The organism is Micromonospora sp. NPDC005252, assembly GCF_042872475.1.
GTDB lineage: Bacteria > Actinomycetota > Actinomycetes > Mycobacteriales > Micromonosporaceae > Micromonospora.
In genome coordinates this window covers 595,994-613,221 of sequence record NZ_JBIAKN010000002.1, presented here as the reverse complement: position 1 = coordinate 613,221, position 17,228 = coordinate 595,994, and the positions used below count along the sequence as shown (strand labels likewise).

At 67.6% G+C, this 17,228-nt stretch carries 18 protein-coding genes; 10 read left to right on the top strand and 8 right to left on the bottom strand.

From position 1 onward, the window contains the following. Positions 1-318 precede the first annotated feature (318 nt). Both ACFYPH_RS08585 and ACFYPH_RS08580 read left to right on the top strand, forming a co-directional pair. Positions 319-1,992: a DUF6119 family protein gene (locus ACFYPH_RS08585; RefSeq protein WP_355064287.1), complete on the top strand. Its 1,674-nt coding sequence runs from the start codon at positions 319-321 to the stop codon at positions 1,990-1,992. A gap of 891 nt (positions 1,993-2,883) precedes the next feature. Beyond that, on the top strand, positions 2,884-3,426 hold the full coding sequence (locus ACFYPH_RS08580) for a hypothetical protein (protein ID WP_387180230.1): 543 nt from the start codon (positions 2,884-2,886) through the stop codon (positions 3,424-3,426). Between the two features lie 93 nt (positions 3,427-3,519). On the opposite strand, the gene ACFYPH_RS08575 is transcribed toward ACFYPH_RS08580, so the two are convergent. The 3 genes from ACFYPH_RS08575 to ACFYPH_RS08565 all read right to left on the bottom strand — a co-directional run bounded on the left by ACFYPH_RS08575 (position 3,520) and on the right by ACFYPH_RS08565 (position 4,812). Beyond that, positions 3,520-3,711 carry a DUF397 domain-containing protein gene (locus tag ACFYPH_RS08575; RefSeq protein WP_355064293.1) on the bottom strand — a complete coding sequence of 64 codons (192 nt, stop codon included), beginning with the start codon at positions 3,709-3,711 and terminating at the stop codon, positions 3,520-3,522. A 116-nt stretch (positions 3,712-3,827) separates the two neighbouring features. Then, entirely contained in the window at positions 3,828-4,019 is a 192-nt protein-coding gene (locus ACFYPH_RS08570) for a DUF397 domain-containing protein (protein WP_355064295.1), read from the bottom strand. Next, entirely contained in the window at positions 4,006-4,812 is an 807-nt protein-coding gene (locus ACFYPH_RS08565; RefSeq protein ID WP_355064297.1) for a helix-turn-helix transcriptional regulator, read from the bottom strand. Before ACFYPH_RS08565 ends, ACFYPH_RS08570 begins: the two co-directional genes overlap by 14 nt. Before the next feature lie 275 nt (positions 4,813-5,087). Between ACFYPH_RS08565 and ACFYPH_RS08560 the strand changes: the two genes are divergently transcribed. Next, complete coding sequence (locus ACFYPH_RS08560) at positions 5,088-5,360, top strand: hypothetical protein (protein ID WP_355064351.1); 273 nt, start codon at positions 5,088-5,090, stop codon at positions 5,358-5,360. After that, the gene (locus ACFYPH_RS08555) at positions 5,357-5,623 is read left to right on the top strand and encodes a hypothetical protein (protein WP_355064299.1); all 267 of its coding nucleotides are present in this window, start codon (positions 5,357-5,359) and stop codon (positions 5,621-5,623) included. The genes ACFYPH_RS08560 and ACFYPH_RS08555 overlap by 4 nt, the downstream gene beginning before the upstream one ends. Before the next feature lie 68 nt (positions 5,624-5,691). Here the strand turns inward: ACFYPH_RS08555 and ACFYPH_RS08550 are convergent, their stop codons facing one another. Together ACFYPH_RS08550 and ACFYPH_RS08545 are read right to left on the bottom strand one after the other, a co-directional pair. Continuing rightward, a complete protein-coding gene (locus ACFYPH_RS08550; RefSeq protein WP_355064301.1) occupies positions 5,692-8,487 on the bottom strand; it encodes a TIM-barrel domain-containing protein in 2,796 nt (931 codons plus the stop codon). A 168-nt stretch (positions 8,488-8,655) separates the two neighbouring features. After that, entirely contained in the window at positions 8,656-9,057 is a 402-nt protein-coding gene (locus tag ACFYPH_RS08545; protein ID WP_355064303.1) for a hypothetical protein, read from the bottom strand. 34 nt (positions 9,058-9,091) lie between these two features. On the opposite strand from ACFYPH_RS08545, the gene ACFYPH_RS08540 reads away from it, so the two are divergent. Then, positions 9,092-9,502, top strand: coding sequence for a hypothetical protein (locus tag ACFYPH_RS08540; RefSeq protein ID WP_387180224.1), 411 nt, complete (start codon positions 9,092-9,094; stop codon positions 9,500-9,502). A gap of 114 nt (positions 9,503-9,616) precedes the next feature. Here ACFYPH_RS08540 and ACFYPH_RS08535 read toward each other — a convergent pair whose 3' ends face one another. After that, positions 9,617-10,540 (bottom strand): expansin EXLX1 family cellulose-binding protein, encoded by a 924-nt coding sequence (locus ACFYPH_RS08535; protein ID WP_387180221.1) that lies wholly within the window; start codon positions 10,538-10,540, stop codon positions 9,617-9,619. A gap of 256 nt (positions 10,541-10,796) precedes the next feature. On the opposite strand from ACFYPH_RS08535, the gene ACFYPH_RS08530 reads away from it, so the two are divergent. The 4 genes from ACFYPH_RS08530 (at position 10,797) to ACFYPH_RS08515 (ending at position 14,915) form a co-directional block, all read left to right on the top strand. Beyond that, on the top strand, positions 10,797-12,023 hold the full coding sequence (locus tag ACFYPH_RS08530; protein WP_355064309.1) for an epoxide hydrolase family protein: 1,227 nt from the start codon (positions 10,797-10,799) through the stop codon (positions 12,021-12,023). Continuing rightward, on the top strand, positions 12,024-13,085 hold the full coding sequence (locus ACFYPH_RS08525; RefSeq protein ID WP_387180218.1) for a redoxin family protein: 1,062 nt from the start codon (positions 12,024-12,026) through the stop codon (positions 13,083-13,085). A gap of 262 nt (positions 13,086-13,347) precedes the next feature. Further along, positions 13,348-13,923, top strand: coding sequence for a GNAT family N-acetyltransferase (locus ACFYPH_RS08520; RefSeq protein ID WP_387180216.1), 576 nt, complete (start codon positions 13,348-13,350; stop codon positions 13,921-13,923). A 125-nt stretch (positions 13,924-14,048) separates the two neighbouring features. Further along, positions 14,049-14,915: a helix-turn-helix domain-containing protein gene (locus ACFYPH_RS08515; RefSeq protein ID WP_387180214.1), complete on the top strand. Its 867-nt coding sequence runs from the start codon at positions 14,049-14,051 to the stop codon at positions 14,913-14,915. A gap of 10 nt (positions 14,916-14,925) precedes the next feature. Here ACFYPH_RS08515 and ACFYPH_RS08510 read toward each other — a convergent pair whose 3' ends face one another. Beyond that, complete coding sequence (locus ACFYPH_RS08510; protein ID WP_387180211.1) at positions 14,926-15,423, bottom strand: NUDIX domain-containing protein; 498 nt, start codon at positions 15,421-15,423, stop codon at positions 14,926-14,928. Positions 15,424-15,482: 59 nt separating this feature from the next. After that, positions 15,483-16,748, bottom strand: coding sequence for a M48 family metallopeptidase (locus tag ACFYPH_RS08505; RefSeq protein WP_387180557.1), 1,266 nt, complete (start codon positions 16,746-16,748; stop codon positions 15,483-15,485). A gap of 208 nt (positions 16,749-16,956) precedes the next feature. Between ACFYPH_RS08505 and ACFYPH_RS08500 the strand changes: the two genes are divergently transcribed. Then, positions 16,957-17,160: a hypothetical protein gene (locus ACFYPH_RS08500; RefSeq protein WP_354856657.1), complete on the top strand. Its 204-nt coding sequence runs from the start codon at positions 16,957-16,959 to the stop codon at positions 17,158-17,160. Positions 17,161-17,228: the final 68 nt, after the last annotated feature.

The window sequence follows — 17,228 nt, the reverse complement described above, 5'->3', positions numbered from 1 at the left end:
ATCCGACCGTGGGGGCGGTTTCCCGGCGGCTTGCCGCCGGCCGGGCTTGCCGCCCGCACCGCGCGGAGCGCGGTGCCTTGATCTACAACAGGCCTATTCGGCAATTCCTCGCCCAGGATGGATGCCCCAGGATGGATGACCAGGGCGGATCGGTGGGGTGGACTTGTCCGCTGGCTCCATTGCCACAGCGCGGTTGTGCGTTTGGCGTTGGCGAGCCGTCAAGAGCGCCGTCATTAATCCGACTGAAGGGCGATCGCATCCTTCACCGACTACGACTGGTCCGTTAGCCTGGCCTATTCCTTGTCGTTGGGAGGGGAAGTGGATCTAGTCCTATTCAAGCTTCGCGATGATCTCGACGAGGGTGATTGGGGTCTCAGGGCTGTGGTCGACGAGGAATATAAGCCAGTCCCCGTCAAGGAGATAGTTGGCCTAGAGATCGGCCTGTACGTTAAGACTGCCAAGGTTAATGTACCCAAATGGCAGAAAGACTTGATGCTTTTGGCGCTCGACCAGACTGCAGAGGAAATAATTGGGCTCAAGAATCAGAGCACAGGGGCGGTAGTCCGAATAGAGCGAAGCGGCCACCGCTTCCTGCTCGTCTACGGCACAGGTCGTCACGCGGTTGATTCAAGTTCGATTGAGGCTGGATTTGGCCTGAGGGTGGCGGCGAATGTAGTTGACCCTGAAGCGCTGAGGGGTGTAGATACACGGGCGATCGTCGGCTCGGGACGAAGTCAAGTTATCTCGATGCCGTCGGCTGGCTCTCTGCACAAGCTTGGCATCGAACCCACCGCTGATCTCGTTCGATACTTAGAAGGAAAGCCACCAGAAGAGCTTGGCACGGGTGTGGCGGGGGGTGATTCCCTACGGCTCACGATGAAGTCCTTTAGTTATAGATCGTTGCCGGAGAAGCTTGATGAAGTAATCGCGGCGTATGATTCGCGGGAGTACAAAGAGAAGTTTCCGTTCTTGGATTACTTTACTCGCGTTCCCCGCACAAGAGGCGAACTCCACTTGAAACTTAAAGCGGAGTTGGATAAGAAGATCCTGTCGGGTGGCGAGGACATCGAATTTATGAATCCCGACTCGGATCGGCTGGCCAGGCCTGATCGTGTTCTTCTTAAATGGGGTCGCAAGTCTTACCAAGTTCAAGGTGAGATAAACAAGGATGCCGTCTTGGGGGCCGTTTCTCAATGGGACATCCCCGATCCGATGGCATCAGTTCAAGTTCATGCCTTTTACGAGGGCGTCGAGAAGCCTGTTAAGACCTCGCTCATGCCCTACGTTGTGGCAGAGGTGGAGCTAGGCGAGGGGATTTATGCGCCATGCGCTGGCGCATGGTATCGCATCGATAGAGACCACCTTGCGGGCCTGCAGGAACGGATCCGGCGAATTCCTGACCTGACTGAAGAATTGTCGCTGCGCTCCTGGTTTGCTGGAGCGGAAGATGAAGGCGATTACAATCTCGAGGCGTTGGGTAGTAACATCGACCACGTGGTTTTGGATCAGTCCCTTTTCTACAGCAAAGGAGGAAGGAATCTAAAAGTAGAAATTTGCGATCTGCTGACGCGTCGCAAGGAGCTGATTTGTGTGAAGAAAATGAAAGAGTCCTCGCCTACGCTTTCTCACCTTTTTGCGCAGGGTGCGGTTTCGGCTCGACTCTTTAGTGACAGTAGGCAGTATCAGAGCGCTGTTCTACAACACTTCAACAAAATGGCTCAGGCTGCCAGGGTGGGAGCCTTGGGGGACTGGAAGATTGTTTTTGCAATAGCTACTGACAAGCCTGGAAAGCTTGCGGATTCACTGTTCTTTTTCAGCAAGGTCAATCTTGACCTTGCTGAGCGTGCTATCCGTGGCGCTGGACTGGGTGTCGCGCTAGCGAAGATCGATCTTGTTAAGCCTGGGGTGGTCCCATCCACCCGTCGGAGTGCAGGTAAAGACAGGGTGATACGTCGTGGTGACGATCGCAGCGAAAGACCGCGGCTCTTTTAGGGGCGCAAATAGCTCGATGGTTGGAATTTGCTCATCTTCGAAGCCAGCGGTGGTGGATCGCAATCGGGTCGAGCGGCGCGGCGGCACGTTAGGCGCGAAGATCCGGTGTGTGCTCCTAGCGGCCTGGATGGGAGTTGAGGCGGAGGGCCGGCGAGTACAGTTCAGGTTGGTCCATCTCCCGGTGCCTTGAGGGCTTCAAACTGCTATTGGTGGGGCTTTTCGTTGTCCAATGGCAGTATCTGCACGCCCTTTCTAAGAGCAAACAACTCCCTGCGGGCTATAGCTTCGCCTTCTTGGTGCAGTTGGTAGCCCGTCAAGCCACACCCACCCGTCATAAGTGTGGAGATCCCTGCGGATTTTAATCAGGCGGCAGAGGATCGGTTGTGCGAACTGTGGGCTTGCTGAAGTGGTCAGATACAACACGTCACCGGCCTTCACGTCGGCTCTTCCGGTACCTCCAGGCGCGTAGGGTCTCGCCGGCCGCCGTCAGTCGCGGGCATCCGTCGTCAGAGCACTTCGAGCAGACTGACCGGTGATGGAAGTCGATGACGTAGCCAGCCATCAGGACGGGGAACGAGGGCTCTGGCTGCCGCTGAGGAGTCAGCATGGTTCACCGCTGGTTGAGGCGCTTGAGGGCCTGCGACGAGCGCCAGGCGGCGGCCACGGTCATCAAGGGCTGCTCTGGGACCGGGACAGAGGCCTCCTCGACGAGGACTGACGACGGGTGGTGCGTCAGCTCCAGGCTCTCAGCTGCCACCTCGGCAGTTCTGTCGAGGTGGCAGAGGAAGGTGCTCGACAACCTGTTCGGGCTACAGACCGGGGGTCACTAATCGTCATCAGTCTGTGACGGAGTTGGGGTCGCAGGTTGACGCGGCGCTGCGACCGTCGGGCATGGCCGTTCAAATGCTGCTGAAGGCGCGGCGGCTCAGTGTCTTGCTGGCGGCTGCCATTCTCGTGCTGGCCGGGTTGACCGCTTGCACGCCTGAGATCAAAGGCGTTACCGGCGTGGGCGTGGATGCCGATGGGCAGCCCGTTGCGGTTTTGTCCTGGTGCGCGGACCGTCCGCCAGACGTTGTTATGTTCTTTGCCGAACGGGCGTCGATCTCGCCATCCCCGTCCGCCGTGGCGACTTCCACGAGCTGGCCCTACTGGCCGGGACGACGGTACGCCGTACCGCGTGCGGCGACCTCGCCGACGACGGTGCGTCTGGAGGGCTTCCCACGTGACCCGGCCCCCAGCCCGAACGCGGCCTTCCAGCTGTTCGGTGTCGCCAGCGACAGCAGCTTCACCTCGCGTTCGGTGACCTTCCGGCTTACTGAATTGGAAGACATGCGGCCCGGATCGGTTCTGATCACCGAAATTGTGGGCAACGGCGAGGTGCAGAGAAGCGTATCTGTCGATGAGTTCGCGAGTCTCGGAAAGGACGCATGCTGATCAGCGGTAGTGGGCCGCAGTTGTGTATGTGGGGAACCCGCCCGGTTTGTGGACTCCCCGATGCGCCGGGTGAGGCCGTAGTGCGTCGCGGCGCTACGGCCGCCCAGCGACCTGGGCGACGAACCTGGCCCAGGCTGCCGGGGTGAAGGTCAGTGCCGGACCGGCAGCGTCTTTCGAGTCGCGTACCGCCACGACACCGGGCAGGTTGCGCGCCACCTCGACGCAGTTGCCGCCGCTCGCGCCGCTGCGGGTGGACTTGCGCCACCGGGCGTTACTGAGGTCCATGATGGCTCTCAACTTCCTTCAGCAGGTGGACTAACGGCGCGGTAGCGCGGCGATTTGAGCCATGGTCGAACGCGGCGCATTGATCCGGCGCAAAGGGCTCGCGCGCCTGACTATAGTTACGGCCGCCCGGCGACCTGGGCGACGAACGCCCGCCAGGCTGCCGGGGCGAAGGCCAGGATCGGGCCCGCAGGATCCTTGCTGTCTCGGACACCGATGACGCCGGGCAGGTTGTCAGCAACTTCGACGCAGTTGCCCCCCGACGATCCGCTGCGCCGGGACTTGCGCCAGATGGCGTTAGTGAGGTCCATGGTGGCCGTGCACTTCCTTCATCAGCTCGTCGGACTGTCGGCGCGGGAGTGCTTCGTTCCGAACGTTCTCCCACCTCGCATGAAGAGTATGTAGCCCATCTTCGTTGTCGACCACGATCCCGCCCAGCTGATTTTCGAGGTGCCCGACCCAGGACCCGTCGCCAGCCCGCGCCAGCGCGAACGGCCCGGACAGCCCAATGTGGAGGCCGGCGCTTGCCGGGATCACGTGGATGTGAACGTGCGGCAGCTGGGCGACGGTGATGAGGTGGGCGACCTGTTCGGCCATGATGCCGGCGTGTTCGTCGCCCGCGCGGCGGAGCGTGGATTCGTCCAGCACAGCCACCACCTGCGGTGGGCTGTCGCCGGTGAGGATCTTGTGTCGACTCATGCGGGCGCTTACCTGCTGGTCGACCTCGGTGGCCGACATGAGGTCGTTCAAGCGCATCACGACATGGGCGTAGTTCTCGGTCTGAAGCAGGCCCGGGATCAGTAGCGGCTCGAAGAGACGAAGCTGCCGAGCGCCGCGCTCGGCGTCCAGCCACGGCAGAAACCACGACGGCGCGCCGAGTTTCACCACCAGGCGTCCGAACAGCCCGTCGTTGTTGAAGGCGCGGTCCGCTCCCCGAATGAAGTCCATCGTCAGCGCTCGGGTGCCGCTCTCCACGGCGCTGACATGCGAAGCGCTGAAGCCCGCCGCCCGGCCGAACGACTCCTGCGTCATCCCGGACGCTCCACGAGCACGGCGGATCTCGCTCACGATGAAGTCCGCGAGAGGACTCGGCACGTCAGCCATTCAACGCTCCTCAAATCGGAGATCGACTACCCGAGGTGCCACACGCCTGGAGCCTGTTCTGCCAGCTCCGGCCCGGACACCTGGAACACCTTCCGAGCGTAGTGGCCTTCACAGCAGAGTGTCACCAGGCGGCGCGGCTGGCAGGCCCACGAGATCCGGTGGTCGCGTGCGTAACGGGGCCGCTCCCGACGGGCGAGCACTCACGGGAGCGGCCCCTTCCCAACAGCACCCAGGGGAAGACCGTGCCCGACGACAAGTCCGAGAAGTTCGGGAAGATGAAGGCTGGCGACGTAATCCACCTGACCACCGCGGCGAGCGTGCAGTTCCTACGCCCGATCTTCGTACGCGTTATCCGCGAGTTGCCCGAGCGGCACACGTACGACGGGTGGGTCTGGATTGAAGGCTACGAGCTGAACGCGGCGGGCGACGCGGTCGCGCGGCGCGAGTTGTACGTGATGCGCGCGGGCGTACGGCTGCAACCCCTGCCCGCCGTACCAATCAAGCCCGTCAAACGCGGAGCGACCCGGCAGCCGGTGCGGGTCGGATGACCGTCCGCCCTCGCCCGCACCTGCCGATGCGTCCGGCGTGGCTGTGCCGCAACTGCGCCGCGCCCTGGCCGTGCGCCCCGGCCCAACTCGCCCTCGCCAACGAGTTCTACGGTCACTCCATTGCTCTGGCGTTCTACCTGGCCGCGTCGATGCACGACGCCATCGACGACGCGTACAACCTGGGGTTGCGCCCGGACCTGCCCACGCTGCACGCCCGCTTCCTCGGCTGGCTGTCGCTGGCCCGCCGACCCCGCCGACACTGAATCCAGCCCAATCAAACGAACCGGCCGGGCGGGGTTGCCCCCACCCGGCCGTCCGGATCTCTAAAAGTTCACTGCTTCTTGAACACCGGCATGGTGTCCAGCGTGGTGGTGATGTTCTGCGTGGTGCCGCCCCGGTACGTCTTCCCGGTGAAGATGTCGGTCCAGCTGTTGCCTGGCGGGAACCACACCGAGGTGGTGGCGGTGCTGCCGGGCGTCGTCACGGGTGCCACCAGGTAGTCCGGCCCGTAGAGGTACTCGGAACCGGCGGTGGCGTACGCGGCCTGCTCATTCGGGTACGCCAGGTACATGGAGCGGACGATTGGCGTACCCGTGCGGGTGGCCTCCTTCGCGGCGGCGTAGGTGTACGGCTGCAGTTCCTTACGCAGGTTGAGGAACTTCTTGGCCGACGCGTTCGCCGCCGGGCCGTACTGCCAGGGCAGCCGGTCGCTGTGGTTGGAGTGCAGCCGGTCGATCGGCTGGAACGTGCCGAACTGCACCCACCGGGCGTACAGGTCGTCGGGCAGCTTGGTGCTGCCCGGTTCGCTGCCCGGCTCCTGGAGGCCGCCGGTGTGCCCGCCGATGTCGTGGCTGACCGCGGCCAGTCCGGTCGCTGCCGACTCGCCCGGCGTGTAGCCGACCTCCATCTGCAGGGTCGACCAGTCGGAGGTGGTGTCGCCGGTGAAGTGCAGCGTGGTGCGCTTGTCGGCCCACGGGCCGGTCGCCACCGGGGTCGGGCTGCCGTAGCCGCCGGCCTGCAACGAGCCGTACGCCCGGGAGAACGCGAAGCCGGTCTTGTCGGCGTACTGCTGGTTGATCCACGCGTCCGCCGTCACCCCGGCGAGGGAGGACTTCGTGTTGTCGCAGCACCAGTCCAGCCACCAGAGGTCCGGGCCCTTGGTGCCCTTCGGGATCATCCCGTCGTGCAGCTGCATATATGCCTTGAGCTGGTCCGGGTCGCCGAAGTCGAACGCGTAGCAGTCGGGCCCGCCGTTGCAGCCGACGCGCTGGAGCTTGCCCTTCGCGGTGGCCTGCGCCTGGGCGAACTTCGGGTCCGAGCCGAGGATGCTGGGGTGGATGTTGATGCCGGTGTGCAGGCCCTGCTTGCGGGCCCAGTCGAAGAACGCCTTCGGGTCAGGAATCCGAGTGGGGTCGATGCTCCAGCCGTTCCACTTGTCCGGCGCCTTGATGTCGGTGTCAAGGACAAGAACATCCATGGGTACGCCCTCAGCCCTGGCCCGGGCCACCAGGTCCTGGAATTCGCTGGCGGTGCGGTCGTAGTACTCGGAGTACCACACCCCGTACGCCCACTTGGGCAGCAGCTTCGTGGGCCCGGTCAGGGTGGACAGGTCCTTGAGGCCACGGGTGAAGTCCTGCCCGTACGCGAAGACGTAGCCGTCCTGCTCCGAGGCGGGCCGGGGCTTGGTGGTGCGCAGGGCCGAGGCGGAGTCGTCGAGCAGGTACCAGCCGTCCTGGTAGAGCAGGCCGGGGGCGGTGAGCGCGGCACCGGTCACGCCGTCCAGACCCCGGCGGTAGCCGCCGAGCGGCGCGTGCGGGGCGAGCAGCGGGGAGTCCTTGCTCGTGACGGCGACCGTGTCGACGTTGACGTTGCAACTGGCGTCCGTGGGGCACCCCAGCGTCACCGTGTTGGTGCCACGGTCGAGGTGGACCGGGACGGAAACGGTGTTCCAGTAGTCCCACCCGCTGGTCGGCGCAAGGGTCGCCGTGACCGGCGCCGCCGTTCCGGCCGTGACCGACATGGTGCGCGCCTGGCTCGGCTGGGCACCGGCCTGGCCGTTGGCGTAGCGGATCTGCACCTGGTAGTCACCCGGGGCCGGGACATCCGTCACGGTGAGCGCGACTGCCGACGTGGTGCTCTCCAGGCCGGCCAGGAACCCCGTACCGGAAGCGCCGTTGTGGTCGTTCGCGGGCTTCGCGCCGCCGGTCAGCGCGCCGGTCTCGGCCTCACCCAGCGTGCCGAATCGCAGGGACTGCGGCTCGGGCGCGGCCGGCGCCGGGAACGGATCACCCGGGTTGACCACCGCGAGGCTGTCGATGTTCACATTGCCGGAGTCGTTGGGGCCCCGCACGACGCTGATCTCGTGCCGGCCGGCGGCGAGGTCGACCGGCACGGTGGCCAGGCCCCAGGTGTCCCAGTTTGCGGTGGGCGGCAGCGTCAGCGAACGGCCGGCGTCGCCGTCGATGAGAACCGTCAGGGTGCGGGTCACGTTCTGGCCGTCGCCGCCGGTGCTGTTGGCGTAGCGGACGGCGAGCTGCTTCGTGCCGCCGGCCGGCGCGTCGAGCGCGAACGTGACCGAGTCGCCGGACGAGGCGAAACCGGCCGCGAAGCCGCGCCCGGTGTACCCCCGGTGGTCGGTGGCCACGCCGGGACCGCTCAGCTGTAGTGATTCGGCCTCGCAGAGCGCGCCGAACGCGCACGCCGGAGCAGTGTGGCCGGCCCAGGGCTGGCCCTGCACGAGTTGCTTGCCGGTCTTGAGCCGCACCGTCAGGTTGTCGGCGGTGAACGCGCCCGAGCCGACCTGGTACCGCAGCGTCATCGCGCCGGTGTCGATGGTGAGCCAGCCGTGCTCGACGTGCTTCGTGAAACGCGTACGGGGGAAGTCATCGCGCCCGATGGCGTTGAACGTGGCGGCGTCGGTGAACCTGCCGTCCTTCTGGTACTCGGTGCGGATCAGGGTCGGGGACAGCACCTCGAAACGTGCGTTGCCCGACCGTACGGCTGCGTCTTGGTCCTTGTTGGAGCTGGCCTGGGCCGGCCCGGCCGGAGCGAGCGCCAGTCCCGTGATGAGGATGCCGACTGCGGCGGCTGCTGTCGCACGCCGGCGCGGTGAGTTCCGATAGAGCAAGGTGCGCTCCTCGTCTCATATGGAGGAAATGAGTCGATGACAACGCTGTCACTCGCCTGAAACACCTGTCAACGGGCGTCAGAGAGTGTCTCTTCTCTCTTTCGTGGGCCTTCGGCGTGCCCCAAAGCAGCTCGGCGAGTTCACGCAGCACCGCGTCCACGCGGGTAGCTACCAGATGTGTCCGCGTTCGTCGATGGATCGAGGCGGATCGCCGAGGAAGGTGTCGACCGGAACCGCACCGTGCGCCAGGTTGAGGGTGTCCAGCCGGTACAGCCACGTGCCACCATTCATCCCGGTGAAACGGTAGTTGATCTGCCAGCGCAGCCATTCGCCGTGTGCGAGCCGCACTGCGGGCGGCCGGCGGTGACGGCGCGGCATACCCCAGGCCGACGCCAGCAGTTCAACCCGGAGTTGACCGTCCGCCAGCCGGAGACGCACCTCGCTCCGGTACGGCGCGCGTACCAGGTTCTCGCGAGGCTCGAACCCATCGGCCTCTGCCAGGTCGACCTCATGGGTGAGCGGCGCCGCCCGTCCGGCTGCGTTGCTGGGCCCTTCTAAAGTGCCGACCATGCCCCGTCGACGGCCGAGCCGAACTTTTCTACGAGTGTTCTCGGCGTTCTATCTCGCCTTCGCGATGACGGGCGTGGCGCTTGTCGCCTGGTCGCTCGCAGGCGAGCAGCGGGGATCGGAGACATCGGCCGAGGTGCTGGACGTCGAGGGGCGCGGGACGCGAACCATCCTGACGGTTCAGTTCAGCACCGAGCGTGGCGAGGTGTGTGAGGCGAGCTTTCGCTCGTCGGTCGCTGCGAACCGAGCCGTGACCATCGGCGAGCGTATCCGCGTCACCTACGGCGAGACCCACCCCTGTCTAGGAGTGCGCGAGGTCGGCGACCGGTCGCCTTGGTACATCTTCATCATCGCGGTGGTGATTCTGACCGCCGCCGTCATCATGGCCTACGTCGTCTGGCGCCGGCCGCGACCTCCGCTGCCCCTCCGCTACGCGGGCATGCCCTAGCGGTCCGACGTTCGGAGGTTTTCCAGCGCAGGCCAAGGCAGTGCAGCAATTTCACGCTGACCCGGAACACGTATCCCTCTCTGCGGGCCAGCGTCGCCCTTCTCGTTCGCCTGGTCAGCAGCGGGGGCGGTCGAGTGGGGCTGCGCCGGCGATGGCTTCGACTGTCGCCGGTGGTGCGGTCGGCTCCGCCGGGGTCGGCGAGGGCGCGATGGTGGGGCTCGGCGAGGCCGACGGTGAACTGCTCGGCGTCGACGTGACGAGGGAGGCCGTGCTGCGTTGGACCTGCTTCGTGACCATCTTGATGCCGGTGGCGGTCGTCTGGTGGCCGTACACGTCGGTGACCCTGATGGTGTACGGCCCGGGACCGATCCCGTCCTCGATGGTCCAGTAGTTGTCGACCTGGCGGGCCGCCTTGCGAAAGCCCCCGCTCGACCCCTGCGCCTCGACCGAGCGCAGCGGGTTGCCGTGGTTGCCGACCTGCACGGCGAACCACCACTGCGACGCGCCGCCCTTCATCCGGAAGGTGAGGCCGCCGTCGAGCGGTGGGTCCACCACCGCCCGGTACGTCACCTGCGCGATGCCCTGCGCCCGGTCGGCGATCCGGGCGAACGCCTCGTCGGAGAGGTCGATCTTGCTGGGTCCGCACCCGACGCACTGGTCCATGACCATCACCCGGACAGTGCCCTTCGGGCCGCTGACGTCCAGGTAGCTGCCGCAGGCCGCCGCCCCGGCGTACTGCGAGGCGCCGAGGGCCACGTAGAGCCGGTCCGCGGGAGGGCCCGGGAAGGAGCAGGTGCCGCCTGAGCGGCCCGCGTCGTAGAAGCTCGCAGTTCCCTTGTGGACGGTGTTGCCCGCGGGCGGCGCGGCGCAGGCCGGGGCGGCGCCGCCGCGTACGGCGAGCGTTATGCCGAGTACGGCGGCCAGGGCGGCGATCCCGGTACCGGCCAACCAGTGCCTGACCCGCCGATTCAGCCGGGGCGTGAGGTTGTCGCCGGCCGGGTTGGCGTTCTCCGGATCCGTGCTTGGTGCTGCCGTCACGGCGGCTGATGTTGCCGCACCGTGCCACGGCAGCGCAAAGCCGTCGAGCGGACCGTCACGCCCCGGAACCGGCGGGTGCGCAGTCCGTTGCGTCCGCCGTGACTTCTCGTATGGCCACGGCGCCTGCGTGCGGCGTTCTAGGCTCCGAGATATGGCGGTGGCGTGCCCTTCTCGACATTGGCGCACAAGTCCGGGCAATGCCCTCACCCGATGATTCCCCTCGCGAGGCGCGAACTCAGACAGGGAGGAAGCACGCATGGCGGTCAAGACGAAGACACGTCCCGGCACCACGGAGATTCGCCCGGTCCAGGTGGAAATCCCGCAAGCGGACCTGGACGACATGAAACGACGGATCGCGGCCACCCGTTGGCCGGAAAAGGAAATCGTCGACGACCAGTCGCAGGGCGTGCCACTCGCGACGATCCAGGCCCTCGCCCGTTACTGGGAAAATGAGTACGACTGGCGCAAGGTCGAATCACGGCTGAACGCCCTACCGCAGTTCATGACCACCATCGACGGGGTGGACATTCACTTCATCCACGTGCGCTCGAAGCACGAGGACGCCCTTCCGCTCATCATCACGCACGGGTGGCCCGGTTCGGTGATCGAGCAGTTGAAGATCATCGAGCCGCTCACCGACCCCACCGCACACGGCGGCAGCGCGTCGGACGCCTTCCACGTGGTGATCCCGTCGCTACCCGGCCACGGCTTCTCCGGCAAGCCGACAGCGCTGGGCTGGAACCCGCAGAAGATCGCGACCGCCTGGACCGAGCTGATGACGCGCCTCGGCTACTCGCGGTTCGTCGCCCAGGGCGGCGACTGGGGCGCGGTCATCGTGGACCAGATGGGCGTGCAGGCGCCGCCGGAACTGCTCGGCATCCACACCAACATGGCCGGCGCGGTGCCGCCCGAGATCGACCTGCTGTTCCAGGGCGACACCACCGGCGCGAACAACGCCATGGGTTCGCTGCCTTCGGGTCTGTCCGACGACGAGATGCGCGCGGCCACCGAACTGGACTACGTCTGGAAGCACGTCGCGTACGCCCTGATGATGGCGACGCGTCCGCAGACGCTGACCGGGCTCGCGGACTCTCCGGTCGGCCTGGCGGCGTTCCTGCTCGACCACGACGCGAAGAGTCTGGCCCTGATCGCGCAGGTCTTCGACGGCGCCCAGGCGGGTCTGACCCGCGACGACATCCTGGACAACATCTCGCTCTACTGGTTGACGAACACCGCGATCTCGGCGGCCCGCCTGTACGCGGAGAACAAGCTCTCCTTCTTCGCCGCCAAGGGCGTCAACGTCCCGGTGGCCGTGAGCGTCTTCCCCGACGAGCTGTACGAGGCCCCGCAGAGTTGGGCGGAGCAGGCGTACCCGAACCTCATCTACTTCAACAAGCTCGACGTCGGCGGGCACTTCGCGGCCTGGGAGCAGCCGAAAATCTTCTCCGAAGAGCTTCGCACCGCCTTCCGGTCGCTTCGCTAGATGGCGGTGCACCTGCCCCCGCTGAACGGGGCGGTCGAGTGGCTCAACTCCGAGCCGCTCGGCCCCGCCGAGCTGCGGGGTCGCGTCGTCCTGGTGAACTTCTGGACGCTGACCTGCATCAACTGGCTGCGCCAGGAGCCGTACGTCCGGGCCTGGTCGCAGGCCTACCGCGACGACGGCCTCGTCGTCGTCGGGGTGCACACGCCGGAGTTCACCTTCGAGCATCAGGTCGACTGGGTGCGCCGGGCGGTCGCGGCGCGCTCGATCGACTACCCGGTCGCGGTCGACAACGACTACGCGATCTGGCGTGCCTTCGACAACCAGTACTGGCCAGCGCTGTACTTCGTCGACACGGACGGCGTCATCCGCGACGAGCACTTCGGAGAGGGGCGCTACGAGCAGTCCGAGCGCAGGCTTCAGCAACTGCTCGGCGTCGAGCGCGACCCCGTACCCGTCAACGGGCTCGGCCCGGAGGCGGAGGCCGACTGGGGCAACCTGCGGACGCCCGAGACGTACCTCGGGTTCAGTCGCGGCGAACACTTCGCGTCGCCGAACGGCCCCGCGCTCGACGAACGCCGCGCCTACGACCTCCCCGATGCCCTGGCCCTCAACCAGTGGGCCCTGGCCGGGGAGTGGACGATCGGGTCGGAGAACGTCGTGGTCGATCAAGCCGGCGGCAGCATCGCCTTCCGGTTCCACGCCCGCGACGCGCATCTCGTGCTGACCCCCGGGGCGGGACGGTCGATCCCGTTCCGGGTGCTCCTCGACGGCGAGGCTCCCGGCCCCTCCCACGGGGTCGACGTCGACGCCGATGGCAACGGCGTCCTGGAGGACGGCCGCCTGCGTACCTCGGGGCCGGGGCGTAGGCGGGCGTCCGTCGCGTACCGGTCGGCGAGTGTCTTCTCCGCGGCCTCGTCGCCGTCGTCGGCGGCGAGCAGTAACGCGGCGATCTCGTCCACGAGGGTGAGGTCGGCGTCGGCGAGGTCGTCGGTCATCGCGCCGAAGCCGTCCCAGAGCAGCAACTCGTCCTTTTGCCGATGGGCCAGCTCGTGCAGGACGTAGTCATGGATGAACCACGGGCCGCGGGTCGGCAGTTCCGGGCTCACGCCGTAGGAGTCGGGATCGATCGCCCCGGACCGGTACGCCGACCAGACCCGCGCCGCCGAGTCGAAGAGCCCTGCCGTCGGATCGATGTCGTAGCCGTCGAACCGCCGGGGTCGCTGTACGGGGAGTGCTGTCGGTAGTTGTCGATGTCCATGGGGCAAGTCTTCGTCCTGCCACCGTGTCAGGGTCAAGGCGTCCGCACGCGATAGTGTCGCCTGCTGTGACAGCGCCCGAGATCTCCATCGCCACGCCAGCAGACCGTTCCGCGGTGGTCGACTCGCTGGTCGCCGCGTTCGTCAAGGATCCCATCCTGCGGCACCTGTTCCCCGACGAGGCGACCTATCCGCGCTACGCCGCCACCTTCTTCGGGAACCTCTTCGACAGGCGGGTGCACCGGTCGTCGATCTGGACGATCGGCGGGGGTGCGTCCGTCGCCATCTGGGAGCCCCCGGCCGAATCCCCGGCGGCTGGGCACGGATCGCCGGCGGAAGCTCGATACCCGGCTGACGTGTGGGCCCGCGTTCAGGGCTACGACGAGGCCGTGCACGCGGCCCTGCCGACGTACCCGTTCTGGTATCTCGGTGTCCTCGGCACCCACCCGGACAGCGCCGGACGCGGCTGGGGCCGCGCGGTGATGCGGGCCGGGCTGGCCCGCGCCGCCGCCGACGGCCTGCCGGCGATCCTGGAGACCAGCAACCCCGCCAACGTCGAGCTGTACCGCCGCGCCGGCTGGGAGGTGGTGGGGTCGCTGTCGGAGCCCAGGCCCACCTGGATCATGCAGCAGTCACCCCGCTGAGCCGTGGCCGCCGCCGGCTGCCAGCCCTGCCTCCCCGCCCACCCGACCGTTGCGGGCATCGGATGTCGGGTGGGCCACCTGCCCTGCCTCCTAGCGTTGCTGCTCGTAAGGGGAAGGAGGTCCGGGTGCTGGAGCGGCTCAACGAGGCCATGGCGCACATCGAGCGGCACCTCAACCAGCAGATCGAGGTGGCCGACCTGGCGCGGATCGCGCTGACGTCGGAGTACCACTTCCGGCGGCTGTTCTCCGCGCTGGCCGGCATGCCGCTGTCGGAGTACATCCGTCGGCGTCGGCTCACCGTCGCCGGAGCGGACGTGCTGGCGGGGGAGCGGACGTTGCTCGACGTCGCCGTGCGCTACGGCTACGGATCGGCCGAGGCGTTCGCCCGGGCGTTCCACGCCGTGCACGGCGTGGGGCCGGGAGAAGCTCGGCGTACGGGGGCAGCGCTGCGCGCCCAGCCCCGGATGTCCTTCCGACTCACCGTGGAAGGGAGTGGCAGCATGGAGTACCGCATCGTCACCAAGGACGCGTTCGCGCTGGTGGGGCGCAAGGCCCGCGTCCCGCTGGTGCACGAGGGGATGAACCCGGCGATCGTCGCGTTCATCCGCAGCATCGACGCGGGAACGACGGCCCGGATCGAGGCGCTCTCCGATCAGGAGCCGGCCGGGATCGTCAACGTCAGCGACAACCTCGCCGACGATCGGGCCGAGGGCAGCGAGCTGGACTACTGGCACGGGGCGGTCACCGGCGCCACGCCGCCGGAGGACCTGGACGCGCTGCCGGTGGCGGCCGGAACGTGGGCGGTGTTCACCACCTCCGGCGCGTTCCCGCAGGCCGTGCAGTACCTGTGGCGGGACGTCTTCACCCAGTGGTTCCCGTCCAACCCGTACCGCAGCCGACCGGGACCGGAGATCTCCCGGGTCCGGGTGTCCACGGACGGGACCACGGCGGACGCCGAACTATGGATCCCCGTCGAGCGCGTCGCGGCCTGACGGACGCGGCTCAGGCGGGGACGTCGTCCCAGGTCGTGCCGGGCGGGAGGTAGCCGGCTGACGGGTTCTCGCGCAGCGCGTAGGCGAGGACCAGCAGCGCGTGCTTGTCCAACTCGGGCAGCCGATCGAGCGGGAACCACCGCACGGCCAGCGAATCGTCGTCGTTGACCCGGGCGGTGCCGGCCACGACCCGGCAGACGAAGCCCAGGTTCAGGTATTCGCAGTGGTCCCCGTTGGGGTAGGTGTGCGGGTGCGAGACGGCACTGGACAGCCGTACCGGCGTCACGTCCAGGCCCGTCTCCTCCCGTACCTCCCGGACGAGCGCGGTGGCCGGCTGCTCGCCCGGCTCCACGAAGCCGCTGATCACCGACCACCGTCCGTCGTCGGAGCGCTGGCCGAGCAGCACCTCGCCGGCGTCGTTGCGGATCACCGCGCTGACGCTGGGCAGCCACAGCAGGTCGTGGCCGACGTGTTTGCGCATCCCCACGATGTAGTCAGGTACCGCCATCGGGCGATCATAGGCCGCGCGTGGGCGCCCGCCGCCGTCCCGGCAGCGCCGCGCCGCGCTCAGCCCGACCAGGCGACGGTACGACGAAAGCGCGCGTACTCCCCGGCCAGCTCGGCGTCGATCCGCTCCATCCGGGCGGGGGTGAGCACCACAGCAGGGTCCTGCCACGGGCGTCCGGCGAGCATCCGGCGGCGTAGCCCGATCGGCGGGTGGGCGGCGAAGAGCGAGGCCTCGTCGCGGACCGACAGTTGGCGCAGCAGCGGCAGCCGGTCGCTGCTCGCCGCCCGGGCCTCGGCGAACGCCGATCGCCAGCGGTCCGGGCCGTGCCCCGCCCGCGTCTGGACGCGCACCGCCAACGCCATCGACTCGCCGGCCAGCAGGGCGTCGAGCAGGCCGGTGGCGGCCGTCGTGCCGGCGACCCGGGCGGCCAGGTCGTCGGCCAGGTACTCGGCGCGCTGGCTGTCCCGCAGCGCCACGCTCACCAGCACCAGGTGCGCGCCGAACAGCACCCGGGACACCACCCACTGGAACGCGCGGCCCAGCGCGTCACCCACCATCTCCACCAGGCCGGCGCCGATGGTGGTCCGTACCGGCCGGAACAGGTCGGCGGCCGACGCGAGCATGGTGAACGCGGGTTGGGTGAGCAGACCCCGACGCGGGTCGCCGTTGACGAAGTGGCCGAGTTCGTGCCCGAGCAACGCCACCCGTTCGCCGGCGGGAAGCGAGCCCCACAACGGCAGCCCGAGCCCCAGCACCCTGCGGCGTCGCACCCCGACCGCGTTCGCGTACGCGTTGATGTCGCCGTCGACCCCGACCACGTGCGGCGCTGGTGCGCCGATCGCCGCGGCCACCTCGTCGATCAGCCCGAACAGCTCCGGCGCCCGGTCGCGGGACAGCACCTCCAGATCCGGGTCGACGCGGCCGAAGCGCGGCCGGAGAGCGACCGCCAGGCCGACCATCGCCACGCCCGGCAGGATCGCCAGGTTGGGAAAGGGGAACGCCACGATCAGCCACCCGCCGACGACCGCGAGGGCGAGCACGGCCGCGACCAGCAGCAGGGACACCACCGCGGTCAGCACCCGTGCCCCGCTCGACCCGTCATCACCGAGCGGACGGCCAACCAACTGGCGGAACTGCCGCCCGGTCGCCTGGAACGCCAACCGGTGGGTCCACCGGTCGACCCAGGTCCAGCCGAACTCGCGCTCGCGCCGCCGGGGGTCGTAGGCGTCCAGGTTCCACTCACAGCCGGGGCACCACGGCACCGCGTCCCGAAGCGATGCGGTGGTGGTTCCGCATCCCGGGCACGCCCCCGCGCCGGTCGCCATGTTGATCACGGCCACGAATCCTGCCCCGGACCGCCGCACGCGGGAATCGACCGTTCGGTCACCGGCGTTCTCGCGCGCCCAGTGCCCCCACCTGCACTTCTTTCGGTGTTTTCGCCCGGAGCGCGGTAAGCGTCTCTACTGTGGAGAGGGTTCGGCGACTTGTGTGATCCGGTGGCGGTCAGCCGGTTCGCGGTGCACAGTGATTCCCATGAGCGACAGCGGACGTAATGGGCAGTTCTACTGGTGCACCCGGCACCACCGGGTCGAGACGGACACCGACGTGTGTCCGGCGAAGCACGTCCTCGGCCCGTACAACTCGGCAGCCGACGCGGAGAACGCCCTGCAGCGAGTGCAGGAGCGGAACGAGGCGTGGGAGGCCGAGGACGCCCGTTGGGCCGGGGACGACAGGTAGACGGCGCGGGACGGCCCGCGTCGCGGTAGTTCGTGCTCCGCGAGGACGCACGCGAGAGCACGTCCCCG